This is a genomic window from Sphingomonas sp. TX0543 (assembly GCF_048565505.1).
Classification (GTDB): Bacteria; Pseudomonadota; Alphaproteobacteria; order Sphingomonadales; family Sphingomonadaceae; genus Sphingomonas.
In genome coordinates this window covers 2,178,192-2,195,163 of sequence record NZ_JBLZUS010000002.1, presented here as the reverse complement: position 1 = coordinate 2,195,163, position 16,972 = coordinate 2,178,192, and the positions used below count along the sequence as shown (strand labels likewise).

Annotated in this window: 14 protein-coding genes; 6 read left to right on the top strand and 8 right to left on the bottom strand. The window is 64.5% G+C overall.

Going from position 1 to position 16,972, the window contains the following annotated elements; all coding sequences use genetic code 11:
• Positions 1 to 9: 9 nt before the first annotated feature.
• From metG to mazG, 6 genes are all read left to right on the top strand, one after another.
• Positions 10 to 1,551 carry a methionine--tRNA ligase gene (gene metG / locus ACM61V_RS11155; protein WP_419713994.1) on the top strand — a complete coding sequence of 514 codons (1,542 nt, stop codon included), beginning with the start codon at positions 10 to 12 and terminating at the stop codon, positions 1,549 to 1,551.
• A complete protein-coding gene (locus ACM61V_RS11150; RefSeq protein ID WP_137786110.1) occupies positions 1,551 to 2,327 on the top strand; it encodes a TatD family hydrolase in 777 nt (258 codons plus the stop codon). The genes metG and ACM61V_RS11150 overlap by 1 nt, the downstream gene beginning before the upstream one ends.
• Positions 2,324 to 3,088: an MBL fold metallo-hydrolase gene (locus ACM61V_RS11145; protein ID WP_419713993.1), complete on the top strand. Its 765-nt coding sequence runs from the start codon at positions 2,324 to 2,326 to the stop codon at positions 3,086 to 3,088. The genes ACM61V_RS11150 and ACM61V_RS11145 overlap by 4 nt, the downstream gene beginning before the upstream one ends.
• On the top strand, positions 3,085 to 3,687 hold the full coding sequence (locus ACM61V_RS11140; RefSeq protein WP_137786108.1) for a retropepsin-like aspartic protease family protein: 603 nt from the start codon (positions 3,085 to 3,087) through the stop codon (positions 3,685 to 3,687). The genes ACM61V_RS11145 and ACM61V_RS11140 overlap by 4 nt, the downstream gene beginning before the upstream one ends.
• 123 nt (positions 3,688 to 3,810) lie before the next feature.
• Entirely contained in the window at positions 3,811 to 5,229 is a 1,419-nt protein-coding gene (locus ACM61V_RS11135) for an ISNCY family transposase (RefSeq protein WP_226019824.1), read from the top strand.
• Between the two features lie 170 nt (positions 5,230 to 5,399).
• Entirely contained in the window at positions 5,400 to 6,185 is a 786-nt protein-coding gene (mazG, locus tag ACM61V_RS11130; protein WP_419713992.1) for a nucleoside triphosphate pyrophosphohydrolase, read from the top strand.
• Here the strand turns inward: mazG and hflX are convergent.
• The 8 genes from hflX to ACM61V_RS11090 form a co-directional block, all read right to left on the bottom strand.
• Positions 6,163 to 7,458: a GTPase HflX gene (gene hflX, locus ACM61V_RS11125; protein ID WP_137786106.1), complete on the bottom strand. Its 1,296-nt coding sequence runs from the start codon at positions 7,456 to 7,458 to the stop codon at positions 6,163 to 6,165. The two genes, mazG and hflX, sit on opposite strands and share 23 nt — an antisense overlap.
• Positions 7,455 to 7,946 carry an RNA chaperone Hfq gene (gene hfq, locus ACM61V_RS11120; RefSeq protein WP_249341465.1) on the bottom strand — a complete coding sequence of 164 codons (492 nt, stop codon included), beginning with the start codon at positions 7,944 to 7,946 and terminating at the stop codon, positions 7,455 to 7,457. Before hfq ends, hflX begins: the two co-directional genes overlap by 4 nt.
• A gap of 136 nt (positions 7,947 to 8,082) precedes the next feature.
• Positions 8,083 to 9,453 carry a sigma-54-dependent transcriptional regulator gene (locus tag ACM61V_RS11115; RefSeq protein ID WP_137786104.1) on the bottom strand — a complete coding sequence of 457 codons (1,371 nt, stop codon included), beginning with the start codon at positions 9,451 to 9,453 and terminating at the stop codon, positions 8,083 to 8,085.
• Position 9,454: 1 nt separating this feature from the next.
• Positions 9,455 to 11,689 carry an ATP-binding protein gene (locus ACM61V_RS11110; protein ID WP_137786103.1) on the bottom strand — a complete coding sequence of 745 codons (2,235 nt, stop codon included), beginning with the start codon at positions 11,687 to 11,689 and terminating at the stop codon, positions 9,455 to 9,457.
• Between the two features lie 61 nt (positions 11,690 to 11,750).
• Positions 11,751 to 13,184 (bottom strand): nitrogen regulation protein NR(I), encoded by a 1,434-nt coding sequence (gene ntrC, locus ACM61V_RS11105; protein ID WP_137786102.1) that lies wholly within the window; start codon positions 13,182 to 13,184, stop codon positions 11,751 to 11,753.
• Positions 13,181 to 14,254 carry a two-component system sensor histidine kinase NtrB gene (locus ACM61V_RS11100; RefSeq protein WP_137786101.1) on the bottom strand — a complete coding sequence of 358 codons (1,074 nt, stop codon included), beginning with the start codon at positions 14,252 to 14,254 and terminating at the stop codon, positions 13,181 to 13,183. Before ACM61V_RS11100 ends, ntrC begins: the two co-directional genes overlap by 4 nt.
• Positions 14,254 to 15,252, bottom strand: coding sequence for a tRNA dihydrouridine synthase DusB (gene dusB / locus ACM61V_RS11095; RefSeq protein ID WP_137786100.1), 999 nt, complete (start codon positions 15,250 to 15,252; stop codon positions 14,254 to 14,256). Before dusB ends, ACM61V_RS11100 begins: the two co-directional genes overlap by 1 nt.
• A 73-nt stretch (positions 15,253 to 15,325) precedes the next feature.
• Positions 15,326 to 16,963 (bottom strand): inorganic phosphate transporter, encoded by a 1,638-nt coding sequence (locus tag ACM61V_RS11090; protein WP_137786099.1) that lies wholly within the window; start codon positions 16,961 to 16,963, stop codon positions 15,326 to 15,328.
• Positions 16,964 to 16,972 lie beyond the last annotated feature (9 nt).

Here is a 16,972-nt window from a genome sequence, read left to right as displayed (position 1 = left end):
GGGATGGCCATGGGCGACCCGTTCTACATCACCACCGCGATCAGTTATCCCAATGGCAAGCCGCATATCGGCCATGCTTACGAAGCGATCGCCGCCGATGCGATAGCGCGTTTCAACCGGCAGGCCGGGCGCGATGTCCGCTTTCAGACCGGAACGGACGAACACGGCCTCAAGATGGTGCAGACCGCTCGCGAGCGCGGCGTCGACGTACGCGATCTCGCGGGAGAAATGTCGCTTTTGTTCAAGGCGATGTGTGACGATCTGAACATTTCGTATGATCGCTTCATCCGCACCACCGACAGCGATCATTACCGTGCCAGCCAGGCGATCTGGCGGGCGATGCGCGATGCTGGCGATCTGTATCTCGATCGCTACGAAGGCTGGTATTCCGTGCGTGACGAAGCCTTCTATGACGAGAAGGAACTGATCGACGGGGAGGGGGAGAAACTCTCGCCGCAGGGCACGCCGGTGCAATGGACGGCCGAGGAGACCTGGTTCTTTCGTCTGTCGAAATATCAGCAGCCGCTGCTCGATCTTTATCGCGACAATCCCGATTTCGTCCGGCCCGAGGCGAGGCGCAACGAGATCATGCGCTTCGTGGAGGGTGGGCTCTCCGATCTTTCAGTATCGCGCACCAGCTTCGACTGGGGCGTGCCGGTTCCAGACAGTCCCGGCCATGTGATGTACGTGTGGGTCGATGCGCTGACCAATTACCTGACCGGCGCCGGTTATCCCGATCACGAGATGAAACACTGGCCGGCCGATCTTCATCTGATCGGCAAGGATATCGTGCGTTTTCATGCGGTTTACTGGCCCGCCTTTCTCATGTCGGCGGGTATCGCGCTGCCGAAATCGGTGTTCGGGCACGGGTTCGTGCTGCATCGCGGCGAGAAGATGTCGAAGAGCGTCGGCAACGTGATCGATCCGCTCGATCTGACTGCGGCATTCGGCGTGGATGCATTGCGTTATTTCCTGCTTCGTGAAGTCAGTTTCGGGCAGGATGGCAGCTATTCGGCCGAGGCGATCGTTACGCGCGTCAACGCTGAGCTGGCGAATGCTTTCGGCAATCTGGCCCAGCGCACGCTTTCGTTCATCGCCAAGAATCTTGGTGGTGAGTTCCCCGGGCCGGGTCGGGCGGACGACGCGGATGGCAGGCTTATCGAGGAAGTGATCGTCGCCGCCGCCGGGTTCAAGACTGCGTTTGGTGATCTCATGCTGAGCCAGGGCGTCGAGGCTTGGCTGCGCGGGGTGTTCGCGTGCAACGCCTACATCGACGCGCAGGCACCATGGGCGCTGCGCAAGACCGATCCCGAGCGGATGCATGCGGTGCTGCGCACGTTGATCCGCGCGATCCACATTCTGGCGATCACGATCTTGCCGGTGGTTCCTGTCGCGGCGGGCAAGGTGCTGGATCAGCTTGGGGCCGACGCACGCGATCACGCGGCGATCGATGACGACGGCTGGTATGACGGGCATGCGGCTAGCGGCTTTCGCATCGCCACGCCCACGCCGGTGTTTCCGCGTCTGGAATTGCCGACGGAGCCCGCCTGATGCTGGCCGACAGCCATTGTCATCTGAATTACAAGGGCTTGGTCGAGGAGCAGCAAGCGGTGCTGGAGCGCGCGCGTGCGCGCGGCGTCACGGCCATGCTCAACATCGCGACCCGCGAGAGCGAATGGGACGAGATTATCGGCACCGCCGAGCGTGAGCCGGATGTGTGGGCGACCGTCGGCATCCATCCGCACGAGGCTGACAGGCATCCAAATGTCGATACCGCTAAGCTTGTGGCCCGCGCAGCCCATCCGCGTGTTGTGGGGATAGGGGAGAGCGGTCTCGATTATTATTACGATCATTCCGATCGCGCGCGGCAGCAGGACAGTTTCCGCGCGCACATCGCCGCAGCGCGGGAGGCGGGGGTGCCGATCGTCGTTCATACGCGCAGCGCGGAGGATGATACGGCAGCGATATTGCGCGACGAAATGGCGAAGGGCGCCTTCACTGGCGTTATTCATTGCTTCACCAGCAGCGGCGCGTTCGCGGATATCGCGCTAGACCTCGGGCTCTACATTTCGATTTCGGGTATCGTCACCTTCAAGAACGCACGAGATCTTCAGGAAACCGCCGCGCGCCTGCCGATCGAGCGCCTGCTGATCGAAACCGATGCTCCGTTCCTGGCACCCGTGCCGCATCGCGGGAAAGCGGGCGAGCCGGCCTTTGTTGCCGATACGGGTGCGTTTCTGGCCGCGCTGCGAGGCCAATCGGTGGACAGTTTGCAGGAAGCCACGGCCCGTAACTTTCACACGCTTTTCAGCAAAACCATCGCATGAGAGCGCGGATTCTCGGATCCGGCACATCATCCGGTGTTCCGAGGATCGGTAATGACTGGGGCACGTGCGACCCGGACGAGCCGCGCAACCGCCGCACGCGCGCGTCGATATTGATCGAACATGAGGGGACACGGATCCTCGTCGATACCAGCCCCGACATGCGCGCGCAGTTGCTCGCGGCGGATGTCGGCGCGGTCGACGCGGTGATCTGGACGCATGAACATGCCGATCACGTTTTCGGCATCGACGACCTGCGACAGGTTTTTCACGCGTTGGGCCGCCCGGTTCCGGGATACGCCAGGGCAGCGACGCACGCCGGTCTGGCCAGGCGGTTCGACTATATCTTCGCGGGAAATCACGGATATCCGCCGGCCGTTGCGCTTTCCATGCTGCCGGACTCGCTGACGATTGGTTCAGTCCGGATCGATGTCGTCGATCAGCCGCATGCGTCGATCACCTCGGCGGGCCTGCGGTTAACCGCCGGCGGCAAACGTATAGGATACGCCACCGATCTCAGTAATTTAACCAGCGATCTTCGCACTTTGTACACGGGACTGGACGCGTGGATCGTGGACGCGCTGCGGCGGCGGCCGCATCCCTCGCACCCGCATCTCTCGCAGGTGATAGACTGGGTAGCGGAGCTGAAGCCGCGCCGCACCGCCTTGGTCCATATGGATCAGTCGATGGACTATCGCACGTTGCTCGAAGAGCTTCCTCCCGGGATTGAACCCGGATACGACGGCATGGAAATCGCCGTATGACCAATGGCGCGGAGGTCGCGCTTTACGCGCTCATGCTGCTCCTTCCGTTGTCCGCCTTGTTCAGCCGGCGTCTGGCGCTCGGCACCACGATGAAGATGGCGCTCGCATGGATCGCGATCTTTGCGGTCGGGCTCATGATCGCGTGTCAGCGCGAGCGGCTTGAGCCGATCTGGGATGGCGCGCGCGACGCCCTGGTTGGGCGTGACCAGCGCGTCACCGGAACCGCCGTGCGGATTGCGATGGCCCCGGATGGTCATTTTTGGGCAAGCGTTCGGATCGACGGCGTCGAACGGCGCATGCTGATCGACAGCGGCGCGACGATCACCGCCTTGTCAGTCGCGACCGCCAAGGCAGCGAATGTCGATACCACCGAGAGCCCGTTTGCGACGGCGATCGATACTGCAAACGGGTCTGTCCAGGCGGATCGTGGCCGGATCGCCAGGCTCGAGGTCGGCGCCATCACCGTACGGGATCTGGCGGTGGTGGTAGCGCCGGAATTCGGCCAAACTGACGTGCTTGGCATGAATTTCCTCTCCCAGCTCCGGTCGTGGCGGGTAGAGGGGAGAACGTTGATCCTCGATCCGAAAACACGCACGTGATTTACATAATGTATATTATCGGTCAATTATATTGTAGCAGCAACGTTCAAATGTCACAGTCGCGCAAAGTAGAGATGTCTCACTTGGGCTACCGTGCCCTCCGGCTGTTCGGAGGTATTGAGCATGGCGGTGTTGCGTATGAGTACCGAGGAGCTTTCGCGGGTTGAGACGCTGATGCATGTGGTTTCAGGTCGCATGACCGTTACCGAGGCAGCGAGGCTGATGAGCGTCAGCCGCCGCCACGCCCATCGACTGTTGACGCGTTACCTTGACGATGGATCATCCGGGCTATTGTCGCGCCGCCGTGGTCGACCAAGCAACCGGCGCTTGGATGATGCTATCAGAGATCAGATTGTCGCACTGGTTCGGACCCATTATCATGATTTTGGGCCTACCCTGGCTGCGGAGTATCTGGCCGAGCGGCATGATCTCCGGATCTCGCGTGAGAAGCTGCGGCAGATGATGATCGAGGCCGGGATTTGGAAGGATCGTCAGGCTCGCCGTCCTCGCCCATATCAGCCGCGCTATCGCCGGGACTGTCGCGGTGAACTGATCCAGATCGACGGCTCGAAGCACTGGTGGTTTGAGGATCGCGGGCCGCAATGCACGCTTCTCGTCTATATTGACGACGCGACCAGCGAGCTGATGCACCTCCAGATGGTCGAGAGCGAGAGCACCTTTGCCTATATGGAGGCGACCCGCGCGTACATCGAGCGACACGGCAAGCCGGTGGCGTTCTATTCCGACAAGCACAGTGTTTTCCGTAATGCCAAAGCCAGTGCGGCACGCGGGGATGGCATGACGCATTTTGGCCGTGCGCTGGATGCGCTGAACATCGAGATCATCTGCGCCAACTCGCCGCAGGCCAAGGGCCGCGTCGAGAGGGCCAACGCCACTTTACAGGACCGCCTGGTGAAAGCGATGCGATTGGAGGGTATCTCGTCGATCGAGGACGCCAACGCCTTTCTCGATAGCTATAGGACCAGGCACAATGCGCGGTTTGCCCGCCCAGCCTTCGATGCCCGCGATCTGCACCGCCCCCTCGCCCCGCATGACGATCTGCGCGCGATCATGGTCTGGCGTGAGCAGCGGACCGTGACGGCGGCGCTGACGCTGCATTACAACAAGGCGATGTTCATTCTAGAGCCAAACGATGTCAGCCTGAATCTGGCGCGCAAGCGGGTGACGGTTTGTGAATATCCCGACGGCCGACTGGAGATCGAGCATGAGGGTCATGTCCTGCCCTATCGTCAGTTCGACAAGATGCGGCAGGTGAACCAGCCTGCCATTGTCGAGAACAAGCATCTGGATGCGGCGTTGTTGCTGGCCAAACAGATGCAGGCAATCATGCCGCATCACCGCAAGCGCAACAACGACGCCCCAGCCCGCCGTGACCAGCCCATGCATCTGTTCCCCGAACCGGAACCGCCGCCAAAGATCGACCGCCGCAAACTGGGTGGCTCGAAGCTCAAGCGCGGTCCCAGGCTCAGTGATGAGGCGTTGCGCGAACGCGGTACGCTCAGCTTCCTGCAGAGGATATGACCGGGCCCACTGCAGGGCAGCGGGTCCATGGGTCTACTACCCCAAGGTCAGCGCATCAGCAGGGTCTGCGCTGCGCTGTGTCGATGGCTCCACGCAGCCCCTGCTGTTCCCCAACCTGTGACATTTCTATATGGCGCAGATTGTGACTTCTCTACTTAGCGAGAACATATATGCCTGAACCGACGACGGCCCCTATCGATCGGTTGCGCGAGATCATGGTGCGTTTGCGTGATCCCGACGGCGGTTGCGCATGGGACGTTGCGCAGACATTCGAAACCATCGCGCCATACACGATCGAGGAAGCCTATGAGGTTGCCGACGCGATCGCGCGTGGCGACATGGCGGAACTGAAGGATGAGCTCGGCGATCTGCTGCTTCAGGTGGTGTTCCACGCGCGGATTGCCGAACAGAACGGCCTGTTCGACTTCGACGCGGTTGCGACAGCGATCGCCGACAAGATGGAACGACGCCACCCGCACATATTCGGCGATCACGCGGCTGGCGGTCATCACCTGTGGGAGCAGATCAAGGCGGAGGAGCGCGCCGCCAAAGCCGACGATAGCGCCCTCGCCGGGGTTGCGCTCGGCCTGCCGGCGCTGCTTCGCGCGGAAAAGCTGCAGAAACGCGCCGCACGCGTCGGCTTCGACTGGCCGGACCCGAGCGGCGCGCACGCCAAGATCAATGAGGAAATCGCGGAGGTTGAAGCCGCTACCGGCCCGGCCGTCGCGGAGGAAATCGGCGACCTGTTGTTCGCGGTGGTGAACTGGGCGCGCCATCTGGGGGTCGACCCGGAAACCGCGCTGCGTGCCGCCAATGCCAAGTTCGACCGGCGCTTTCGTGCGATGGAGCGCCGCGCGGACGGCGCATTCCCAGGCCTGTCGCTCGACGAGAAAGAGGGCCTGTGGCAGCGCGTCAAAGCTGCCGAGTGGCCATTCAGGCTCCGCGGCGCGTCATGAACCGTTCATAGTCGCGGGGCGCCATTCGAACCTCGTAGATCGCTCGATCGCCGTCCATTTCCCGATCCAGCACGTCGCCATATTGATGCAGCCACGCAGCGCCCGCACCGTCCGCTGCCTCCAGCGTAATCGTGTAGCGTTGATGGCCGGCGGTGAGGTGACTGGCGACAGCGGCGATCAGATGATCCACCCCTCGCCCGGTCAGCGCCGAGATAGCCACAACATCCTCGCGACGCGCGGCTTCCGCCAGCAATTCGTCGCGGGCGTCGTCTTCAAGCCGGTCGACCTTGTTCCATGCCTCGATCCGCGTGGTCGACTCCGCCACGCCGATCTCGGTCAGGACAGCCTCCACGTCCGCACGCTGGGCCTCGCTATCCGGATGGGCAAGATCGCGAACATGAATCAGCAGGTCAGCCGAAACAACTTCCTCCAGCGTCGCCTTGAACGCTGCGACCAACTGCGTCGGCAGTTCCGAAACAAAGCCGACGGTGTCGGACAATATCGCCTTGTCGATGCCCGGCAGTGAAATCTGCCGCAATGTCGGATCGAGCGTCGCGAACAGCAGATCTTTCGCCATGACGTCACTTCCGGTCATGCGATTGAAAAGCGTCGACTTTCCGGCGTTTGTATAGCCGACGAGCGCGATCACCGGCCACGGCGCCCGCTGCCGCCGGTCGCGGTGCAGCCCGCGCGTGCGCGTCACCTGTTCCAGTTCGCGTCGCAGCCGCGCCATGCGATCGCGGATCAACCGGCGATCGGCCTCGATCTGCGTTTCGCCCGGGCCGCCGAGAAAACCGAAACCGCCGCGCTGGCGCTCAAGATGGGTCCAGCTTCGCACCAGCCGCCCGGCCTGATAATCGAGATGGGCCAGCTCCACCTGCAACCGCCCTTCCGCGGTGGCCGCACGTTCACCGAATATCTCCAGAATCAGCCCGGTCCGGTCAATCACCTTGGCTTCGAGCTGGGTTTCCAGGTTGCGCTGCTGGATCGGCGTGAGGCTGGCGTCGAACACCACGAGCCCCGCGTCTTCCATCCGGGCGACCGTCGCGACGGCTTCCACCTGCCCGGCGCCGATCAGCGTCGCGGCACGAGGGGTGCGGACGCGAACAGCCTCACGCGCGACCACGTCGATGCCGATCGCCGCCGCCAGTCCGGCGGTTTCCTCCAGACGAGCATCAGCATCGCGGGATGAGCCGCCCAGATCGGGATAGACGACTACAGCGCGCGCGCCGCGCGTGAACTCATCGCGATCGCGTTCGAATCCGGTACTCAATCGCCTTCCGAGTCCGACGTTTCTTCGGCCAGGTTCAGCGCGCGCGAAGGCTGGATCGTCGATACGGCGTGCTTGTAGACAAGCTGCGACGCGCCGTCGCGCTGCAACAACATGCAGAACAGGTCAAACGCGGCGATATTTCCCTGAAGCATCACGCCGTTCACCAGAAACATCGTGACGGGGTCTTGCGCCTTGCGGACTGCATTGAGAAACACCTCCTGCAACAAGGGCTGCTTCTTCCCGTTCTCGCCCATCTGCTCGACGATGGCCGCAACGTCCAGATGGCCACCGGGCATGATGGTGGAAATGGCGTGTTTGTAGATCAGCTGGGATTGCCCGTCGCGGCGCAGCAGCACCGAGAAATTGTCGAACCAGGTGACGATCCCCTGAAGCTTCACGCCTTTGACGAGGAACATCGTCACCGGGGTCTTTGATTTCCGAAGGGCGTTGAGGAAGAGATCCTGCAGGGATGTTTGCTTTTCGGCCATTGGCTCGATCCTTCGATTCTTGGCGGGGTTTTCCCCGCGATGCGCCGGTGCCCGGCGTCGGGTTGCCGCCATGCCGGCGACGGCGCCAATCTAGGCGCGCCGGATCGTCGCGGCAACCATCGCAATGGCGCCGGCGTCAGTCTTCCTTGGTTTCGGTTATGCCCAGCAGCTTCAGTTTCCGGTGAAGCGCCGATCGCTCCATGCCGATGAACGTGGCGGTGCGGGAGATATTTCCCGAAAAACGCCGTATCTGAACACGGAGATATTCCCGCTCGAACGTTTCCCGCGCCTCGCGCAACGGCGCCCCCATGATCGCGGCGGTCCCGGCGCTCCCCTCGCCCTCGCCCAGAACCTCGGCGGGCAGCAGGTCGAGATCGATGCGTCCGATCCGGTCGCCTGGCGCAAGGATGATCGTCCGCTCCACGACATTGCGTAATTGGCGGACGTTGCCCGGCCAGTCGTAACTTTGCAGCGCCACCATGGCATCGATCGCGACCTCGGGCGTCGGCACGCGGCGTTCCGAAGCGTAATGGGCCACGAAATGCTCGATCAGCGGCGGGATATCCTCGCGCCGCTCGGCCAGCGGCGGCAACGTCACCGGCACGACATTGAGCCGATAATAGAGATCCTCGCGAAACCGGCCTTCGGCGATCTCTGCGGTCAGATCGCGGGCGGTCGCGGAGACGACCCGCACATCCACCTTAACCAGCCGGGTACCGCCGACGCGCGTGAAGCTCTGATCGGTCAGCACGCGGAGGATGCGCGCCTGCGTCGCCACGGGCATGTCGGCGATCTCGTCGAGAAACAGGGTGCCGCCATGGGCCTGCTCCAGCAGGCCGGGACGAACCAGATCGCCCCCCTCCTCCACCCCGAAAAGCTCGTCGTCGACCCGTTCGGGGGTCATGCGCGCCGCACTGACGATCACGAACGGTGCGCTCGCGCGCTGGCTCCAGGCGTGCAGCAGGCGTGCCGCTATTTCCTTCCCCACGCCGGCCGGGCCGGTGATCAATATCCTGCTGCCCGTCCCCGCTACTCGTTTAAGTGTCGCGCGTACGGCGTTGATCGCGCTCGAATTTCCGGTGAGATCGGTATTGTGGCCGGCCGAGGCGCGCAACGACGCGACCTCGCGGCGCAACCTTTCCGTTTCCGTCGCGCGCTCGACCATCAGCAGCAGGCGCTCGGCCTGAAATGGCTTCTCGATGAAATCAACCGCGCCCGCGCGGATCGCCGCCACGGCGGTGTCGAGATTGCCATGGCCGGAAATCATCAGCACCGGGATCGATGGATCGCGTCTCTTGATTTCGTCGAGCAGCTGGAGCCCGTCAAGCCGCGACCCTTGCAGCCAGACGTCCAGCAGCACCAGGCTGGGCCGTCGCGTCGCGATCGCTTCCAGCGTGGCATCGCTATCGGCGGCGACGCGGGTTTCGTAGCCCTCGTCCTCCAGTACGCCCGCGACCAGTTCACGGATGTCAAGTTCGTCATCAACAACGAGAATGTCGAGCGCCATGTCAGATTGTCCGGTTACGAGTAAGCTCGACGATCCCGCCAAGGTCGCCGTTGGACGCCAGGTCATCTCCTGCTTCGAGACTGGCGAGCGTGGTGGTGTCGAACGTCATCGTCACCAATGTTCCCCCGCCGTCATGGTCGGAAAACGATATGGTTCCAAAGTGTTCTTCGACGATCTTCTTGACGATTGCGAGGCCGAGCCCGGTGCCGCCCGCGCGCGTCGTCATATAGGGTTCGACGATACGATCCCTTTCCACCGGAAGGCCGACGCCGGTATCCGCCACGGACACCGTGACCCGTCCCGGTGTCTCGCTCAACGTCATGCGAACCTCGCCGCCGCTTGCGCCCTTCGCTTCGATCGCTTCGACGGCGTTCTTGACGATGTTGGTCAGTGCCTGCCCGATCTGTCGCCGGTCGCAAATCAGCGACGGGCCAGGTTCCTCATGCACCAGCTCGAACCGGACTCCGGCATGCGCAACTTCGTGCAGAAACATGGTGTTGCGCGCGATATCGACCAGGGATTCCGCGCGAAACACGGGCTTCGGCATGCGGGCGAACGACGAGAATTCGTCAACCATTCGCCGCAGGTCGCCGACCTGGCGAACGATCGTATCGGTCAGCCGCCCGAAGGTCGTGTCGCCCTCCTCCACCTTGCTGCCGTAGCGGCGCTGCAAGCGCTCCGCCGCGAGCTGGATCGGGGTCAGCGGGTTCTTGATCTCGTGCGCGATGCGACGCGCCACGTCGGCCCAGGCGGCGCGGCGCTGATCGAGCAGTTGCTGGGTGATATCGTCGAAGGTCAGGATCGGCCCCGTGCCGTCGCGCGTGATCCGCACCGCCAGTGTCCGCGGCTCGCCGTTGACGGCAATCTGCACGATCGCCTCGCGCGCATTGCTCTCCAGCAGCCCGTCAAGCTCCGGCGCGACCGCTGCCAGCGATTTGCCGACGGGCGCTTCCGATACGCCGAGCAACATCTCCGCCGAGCTGTTGATCAGGCGTACCTTGCGATCGCTGCCAATGGAAATCACCCCGGCGGACACGCCGGACATCACCGCCTCGATCAGCATCCGGCGACTGTCGAGCTGAGCGTTGGCGGTCATCAACGCGGTATTCTGCGCTTCGAGCTGGGCCGTCATTCGGTTGAACGCGGTGGCGAGCGTGCCGACCTCGTCGCGCGCCGTTGTGTTCGGCACCCGCGCGGCAAGATCGCCGCCCTCGACCCTGCGCGCCGCGTTGACCAGTTCCGCCACCGGGCGCACCAGGCGATCCGCTACCGCCAGCGCGATCCACACCGCCACGCCGACGATGAGCAGCGACAGCACCAGCAGCGCCACGTTGAAGCGGATCTGCAGCGTCCGCGCCTTCACCAGCAGCGCGTGATAATTGGCGAGCGCATCCTCCGCGCGCCTGGTCTGCGTCGTCATCTGTTTCGGATCGGTGACGCGCGCTGCGTAAAGGAAGATATTGGATCCCGGAACGCGCGTCACCGTCTGGATGCGATCGCCGGTCACGGTAACCACGCTGCGCTGCCCGCGCCGCAGCTCGGTAACGGCCTCGGCCGAAACCTGTCGCGCCAGGTTCAGGTCATACGGGTTGACGAAGGCGAGCGTCTGCAATTCGCCCTTGGGCGTAACGGAAAACAGCAACGCTTCGGACAGGCTGCGATAGAATGTCTGCTGGAAAAGGAACGAGCCGAATCGCGGATCGTCGATCGGTCGCTGGCTCAGTTCGGCGGAGATATCCTGCGCCATCGTGACGGTGGCCTCTTCCCAGCGCTGGAGGAACTGGTTGTACGAGGCACGCGTCAGTGATGTCGCATTCTCAAATACGCCGCGCGCGCGATCCGAATACCAGAACTGGACGCCGTACTGGAACAGCAACGACGCCGCGATCGTCACCAGCAACATCGGCACGGCCGCCACGATCGAGAAGATCGCGACCAGCCGAACATGGAGACGCCCCTCCCCGCCGATCAGCGATCGCCGCGCCCGGCGGTTCGCGATCCGCCGGCCCAGCAGCATCAGCAATGCGATGCCGGGGACGAGGTTTGCGATCAGCAGGAAAGCCACCAGCGGCGGCGCGATCAGGCCCTGCGGCCGCCCCGCATGCTCGATGACGAAATAGCTGGCGACCAGCACGGCAACGAACGCCGCCAGCACCGCCATCTCGACGACTGGCGTAACAACGAGCCGCCATGTCGGCGTTAAATCGTGTTCGTTGGGCGCCAAGCTGGCAGTCATCGTCTCCGTGGTACAACAAAGGTGTTGCAGGGAGAACACATAATCGACCAGCCCGCTTGCATCAGCGATCAGGCGAGCGTGGCGCGGGATCGATCCCGAGCATGTCGAGACGTTTGCGTAACGTGTTGCGATTGAGCCCCATCGCCCGCGCGGCGCGCAGCTGATTGCCGCCGAACCGCGCGAGCATCGTCTCGATCAGTGGCCGCTCCACCTCCGCGATCACGCGATCGTACAGCGAGCCATCGGTCAGCACATGCGGCTCGGTGCGGGCGAGCTGATCGATATAGGCGCGCACGGAGGCCGCGATCGCGGGGTCGAGCGTCGGCGCGATTGCCGCCGGCGCCCCGAGCATCTCGTGGATTTCGCCCGCATTGATGCGATCATCGCGTGACAGCGCCGCCAGCCGACGCATCAGGTTTTCCAGCTCCCGCACATTGCCTGGCCAGTCATGTGCTTCCAGCGCGTCGATCGCATCGTCGTCGAGCAGTTTGCGCGGCAATCCGGCGGCCGCCGCCCGTTCCAGGAAATGCCGCGCGAGCACGCCGATATCCTGCCGCCGCTCCCGCAACGCCGGCAGGACGACCGGCACTACATTGAGGCGGTAGTAAAGATCCTCGCGGAACGCCCCGCGCGTCACCGCCTGCTGGAGATCGCGGTTCGTCGCCGCGACGATGCGCACATCGGCCCGGATCATGCGGGAGCCGCCCACGGTCGTGAACTCGCCCTGCTGCAACACGCGCAGCAGTCGGGTCTGCGCCTCGATCGGCATGTCGCCGATCTCGTCCAGGAACAGGGTGCCGCCGGCGGCCTGCTCGAACCGGCCGGCGTTGCGCTGGGCGGCCCCGGTGAAGGCGCCGCGCTCGTGCCCGAACAATTCCGCCTCGATGAGTTCGCGCGGGATCGCGGCCATGTTGATCGCTACGAACGGCCCGTGCTGCCGCGGCCCAAGATCGTGGATCGCGCGCGCCACCAGCTCCTTGCCGGTGCCGGATTCCCCCGAAACCAGCACCGTCAGATCATTCGACACGAGCCGGGCGATGACGCGATAGACCTCCTGCATCGCGGGCGAGCGCCCGATAAGCGGCAGCGCGTGATCCTCGTCGGCTTCCGGTCGCGGCGCGACGGGGCCGCGTCGCGCCAGTGCCCGTGCAACCGTGCGGCTGAGCGTATCGAGATCGAACGGCTTGGGCAGGTAATCATAGGCGCCGGCCTCGTTGGCGCGGACGGCGGTGGTCAGCGTGTTGCGCGCCGAAAGCACGATCACCGGCATGTCCGGCCGCTCCGCGACAAGCCGCGTGGCGTGTTCGATCCCGTCACCGTCGGGAAGGACGACATCGGTGACGAGCACGTCCGGCGTGCCGAGCTTCAGTTCGCGATCGAGGTCGGCAAGGCTGGCCGCCGTGCGGACGCGATAGCCGGCGCGCCGCAGCGCCTGGGACACGACGGTACGGACCGCGTTATCGTCATCGACCAGCAGCACTTCGCCCGCCGTCATGCCGTCGCCCTTGGCAGCAGGATCCGAAACACGGTCATGTGCGGTATTCCCTCTCGCGAATATTGGACGATCCCGCCCATGTCGCGCACCAGCTTGTCCACCAGCGCCAGGCCCAGCCCCTTCCCCTCCGGGCGGCTGGAGACGAAGGGATCGAACAGATGCTCCGCGATGTCGTCCGGGGCGCCCGGGCCGGAATCCATGACGCAGATCTCGATCGGCAGCGGAAGGCGCGGTCGGCCCGCGCCGGGGCTCACGGCCATGCCGTGTCTATAGGAAGTGGCCAGGACGATGCGTCGCTCGCCGCGCGGCCCGAGCACCTCGGCGGCGTTCTTGAGCAGGTTTACCAGCACCTGAAGCAGCGCGTCGCGATTGGCGAGCGCCGGCGGCAGCGAGGGGTCGAAGCGTTCCTCGATCGTCACGCCGCGCGCGAATCCGGCGAGCGCGACGCTGCGCGCATGGGCCAGGAGCGGATAGATGTTGAGCGGCTCGAGGATGAGCGGGCGCGTATCGGTGAAATCCTCCATGCGGTCGATCAGCATGGCGATGCGATCCACCTCGTCGATCATCAGGCGGGTCAGTTCGTCCGCTGCGGCGCCGTCCGCGATCAGTTGCGCCGCCCCGCGGATGCTCGAAAGCGGGTTCTTTATCTCATGCGCCAGCATCGCGGCGGCGCCTACGGCGGAGCGCGTCGCCGCCGCGCGGTCCGCCGAATGGCCCAGCCTGCGCGACGTGGCCGCGTTCTGGAGGGTGATGACCCGCCATCCGGGATGATCCGCCAGCTCGACCTGCGCGAGATCGACGCGGATGCGGCCGTTGCCGCGCGTATCGACCACCGCGTCGAACGCGGCGAAGCCCCTGCCGGCCTGCCCCTCCGCCTCGTCGGGCAGCGCGAGCGCCGCCTGCAGCGGGCGCCCGATCATCGATCGCTCGGATCGGTTGAGCAACAGCTCGCACTCGGCGTTCGCGCGGACGATCCGGTTGTCGGGATCGATCAGCAGGAGCGCGATCGGCAGCGCCGCGAGCACCTCCGCCAGATCGGGCGCGGGATGCGGGCTGTCCGGCATGGGCATCAGGCCGCCGCGCGGCTCCGCCACGGCGCATAGAATTCGGCGAGCATCGCCTGGACGCGCCTGGCGTCCGGCTCCTGATTCACCTTGTTGCGGAAATCCGCCGAGCCAGGCAGCCCCCGGGTATACCAGCCGATATGCTTGCGCGCCATGTTGACGCCGGTCATCGTCCCGTAATGGGTGAGCATCGCCTCGTAATGCTCTGTGATGGCGAGATATTGTTCTTCTATCGACGGATCGTCCACGCGGCGCCCGGTCGCGAACCACTCCATCACGTGCGCAAGCAGCCAGGGCCGCCCATAGGCGCCGCGGCCAATCATCACGCCATCCGCGCCCGACAGCGCCAGCGCCTGCTCCGCATCGTCGATCCCACAGATGTCGCCGTTGACGATCACCGGCACCGATACCGCGTCCTTCACCTGCCGCACGAACCGCCAGTCCGCCGAGCCCTTGTACATTTGGTTGCGGGTGCGGCCATGAACCGTGATCATCCGGCAGCCCAGATCCTCGGCGATGCGCGCGAGTTCCGGTGCATTGAGGCTGTCGTGGCACCAGCCCATCCGCATCTTGAGCGTGACCGGCGCCTTCACCGCCTTCACCACCGCCGCGACGATAGCGCCCGCCAGCTTGAGATCCCGCATCAGCGCCGATCCGGCATCGCCGTTCGTCACCTTGCGCACCGGGCACCCCATGTTGATGTCGATGATCGCGGCGCCCTTGTCCTCCGCGAGCTTCGCGGCCTCGCCCATCTCATACGGCGTGCAGCCGACGAGCTGCATCGACACCGGCTCTTCCGAAAGGTGCCACGCCGCCTTCTGGAGCGATTGTCGCGTCTCGCGGAGCGCCGCCTGGCTGGCGATCATCTCGGTCACATTCAGCCCCGATCCGTACCGTCGCACGAGCGTGCGAAACGGCTGGTCGGTCACGCCGGTCATCGGCGCGAGCACCACGGGGCTGTCGATCCGCACCGGGCCGATCTGGATGGGCTTTAATGTCTGCATCGGAGTTTGCCTGAAAAACAGGCAAGTAGGTCAAGCGCCGGGCGCTGGCAAGCTATTGCGCGCCACCACCCCGTCAACCGCCGTTCAACCGCACGATGGTCAGCAGCGCCCAATAGAGGCCGCCGGAAAGCGCCATCGCCACCGGCAGGGTCAGCAGCCATGCCGCCGCCAGGTGGATGATCGTCCTCTTCTGCAGGCCGAAGCCGCTGGCGACCGACGCGCCCGCCACGCCGGACGAAAGGATGTGCGTGGTCGATACCGGCAGCCCGAAGCGATCGGCGGCCAGGATCGTGCCCGCTGCCACCAGTTCGGCCGTCGCGCCCATGCCATAGGTCATGTGCTGCTTGCCGATCTTCTCGCCGACCGTGACGACGATGCGCTTCCAGCCGATCATCGTGCCCAGCCCCAGCGCCACCGCCACCGCGATCTTCACCCACAGCGGGATATACCGCGTCCCCGCTTCCAGCCGCGTCTGATAATCTTTCAGCGTGCCGATCTGTGCCGGCGTGAAAATGGTGTTCTCTTTCTTCGTTATCAGCCGCGTCGCATCGAGAACCAGATACATGTCGTTGCGGATGTTCGACGCGGCCCGCGCGGGAATGCGGGATAGCGCGCCGTAGCTGGTCACCTGCTCGCCAAGCTCCCGCGAAACCTCGACCACGGCGCCGTACGCCCGCGGGTCATTCGGATCGCGGCGTTCCAGCGCCTTCATCAGAATGGGTCGTGCATCCTTCGCATCGACCGGCACCGCACCATGCGCCTGGAGCGCGGCGGACGCTGCCTGCGCGCTGCTGACGAAGGCGCGCGTTTCACTGGCCGGCAGCGTGCGATTCAAGGCGTAGGCGGTCGGGGCGCAGCCGATCAGGATAAGCATGATGAGCCCCATGCCCTTCTGCCCGTCGTTCGAGCCGTGGCTGAACGAAACGGCGGTGCAGGTGAAGATCAGCAACGCGCGGATGCCGCGCGGCGGCGGCGCATCGCCCTTGGGCGCCTCCTTGAAGAGCTTGGGCTTACGCAGCGTCGCGCGCAGCACCAGCAGCAACAGCACGGAGGCGCCGAAACCGATCAGCGGCGCCATCCACAGGCCGCTCAACACCTTGGTCGCCTGGCTCCAGTCCACCCCAGACGTCCCGGCGCGGCCCGCGCTCAGAAGCTGGTTGGCGAGCCCAACCCCCAGCACTGACCCGATCAATGTGTGGCTCGAACTGTTCGGCAATCCGACATACCAGGTGGCGAGATTCCACACGACCGCCGCCAGCAGCAGCGCGAAGATCATCGCGAATCCCGCGCCGGAGCCCACGTGGAGGATGAGATCGACCGGCAACAGCGTGACGATCGAATAGGCGACCGCGCCGGATGACAGCATGACGCCGAGGAAATTGAAGAAGCCGGACCAGACGACGGCGAGGTTGGCCGGCATGGAATTGGTGTAGATCACCGTCGCGACCGCGTTCGCGGTGTCGTGGAAGCCGTTGACGAATTCGAAGCCCAGCGCGATCACCAGCGCCAGCCCGAGGAACAGGAATACCCCGAGCGCCATCTCCTCGCCCACCTGGCGCGTGTCCAGCAGCACGCTGACGCCCGCATAAAGAAGCCCCAGCACCACCAGCGCCAGGAAGATCACCCGCGCGATCGGATGCGGCGCGCGATCGAATCTGCGTGACGAGGCGGTGGTGGACGGCTCGGCCGCCTCGACAACATTGCTTGCCATGATGGCACC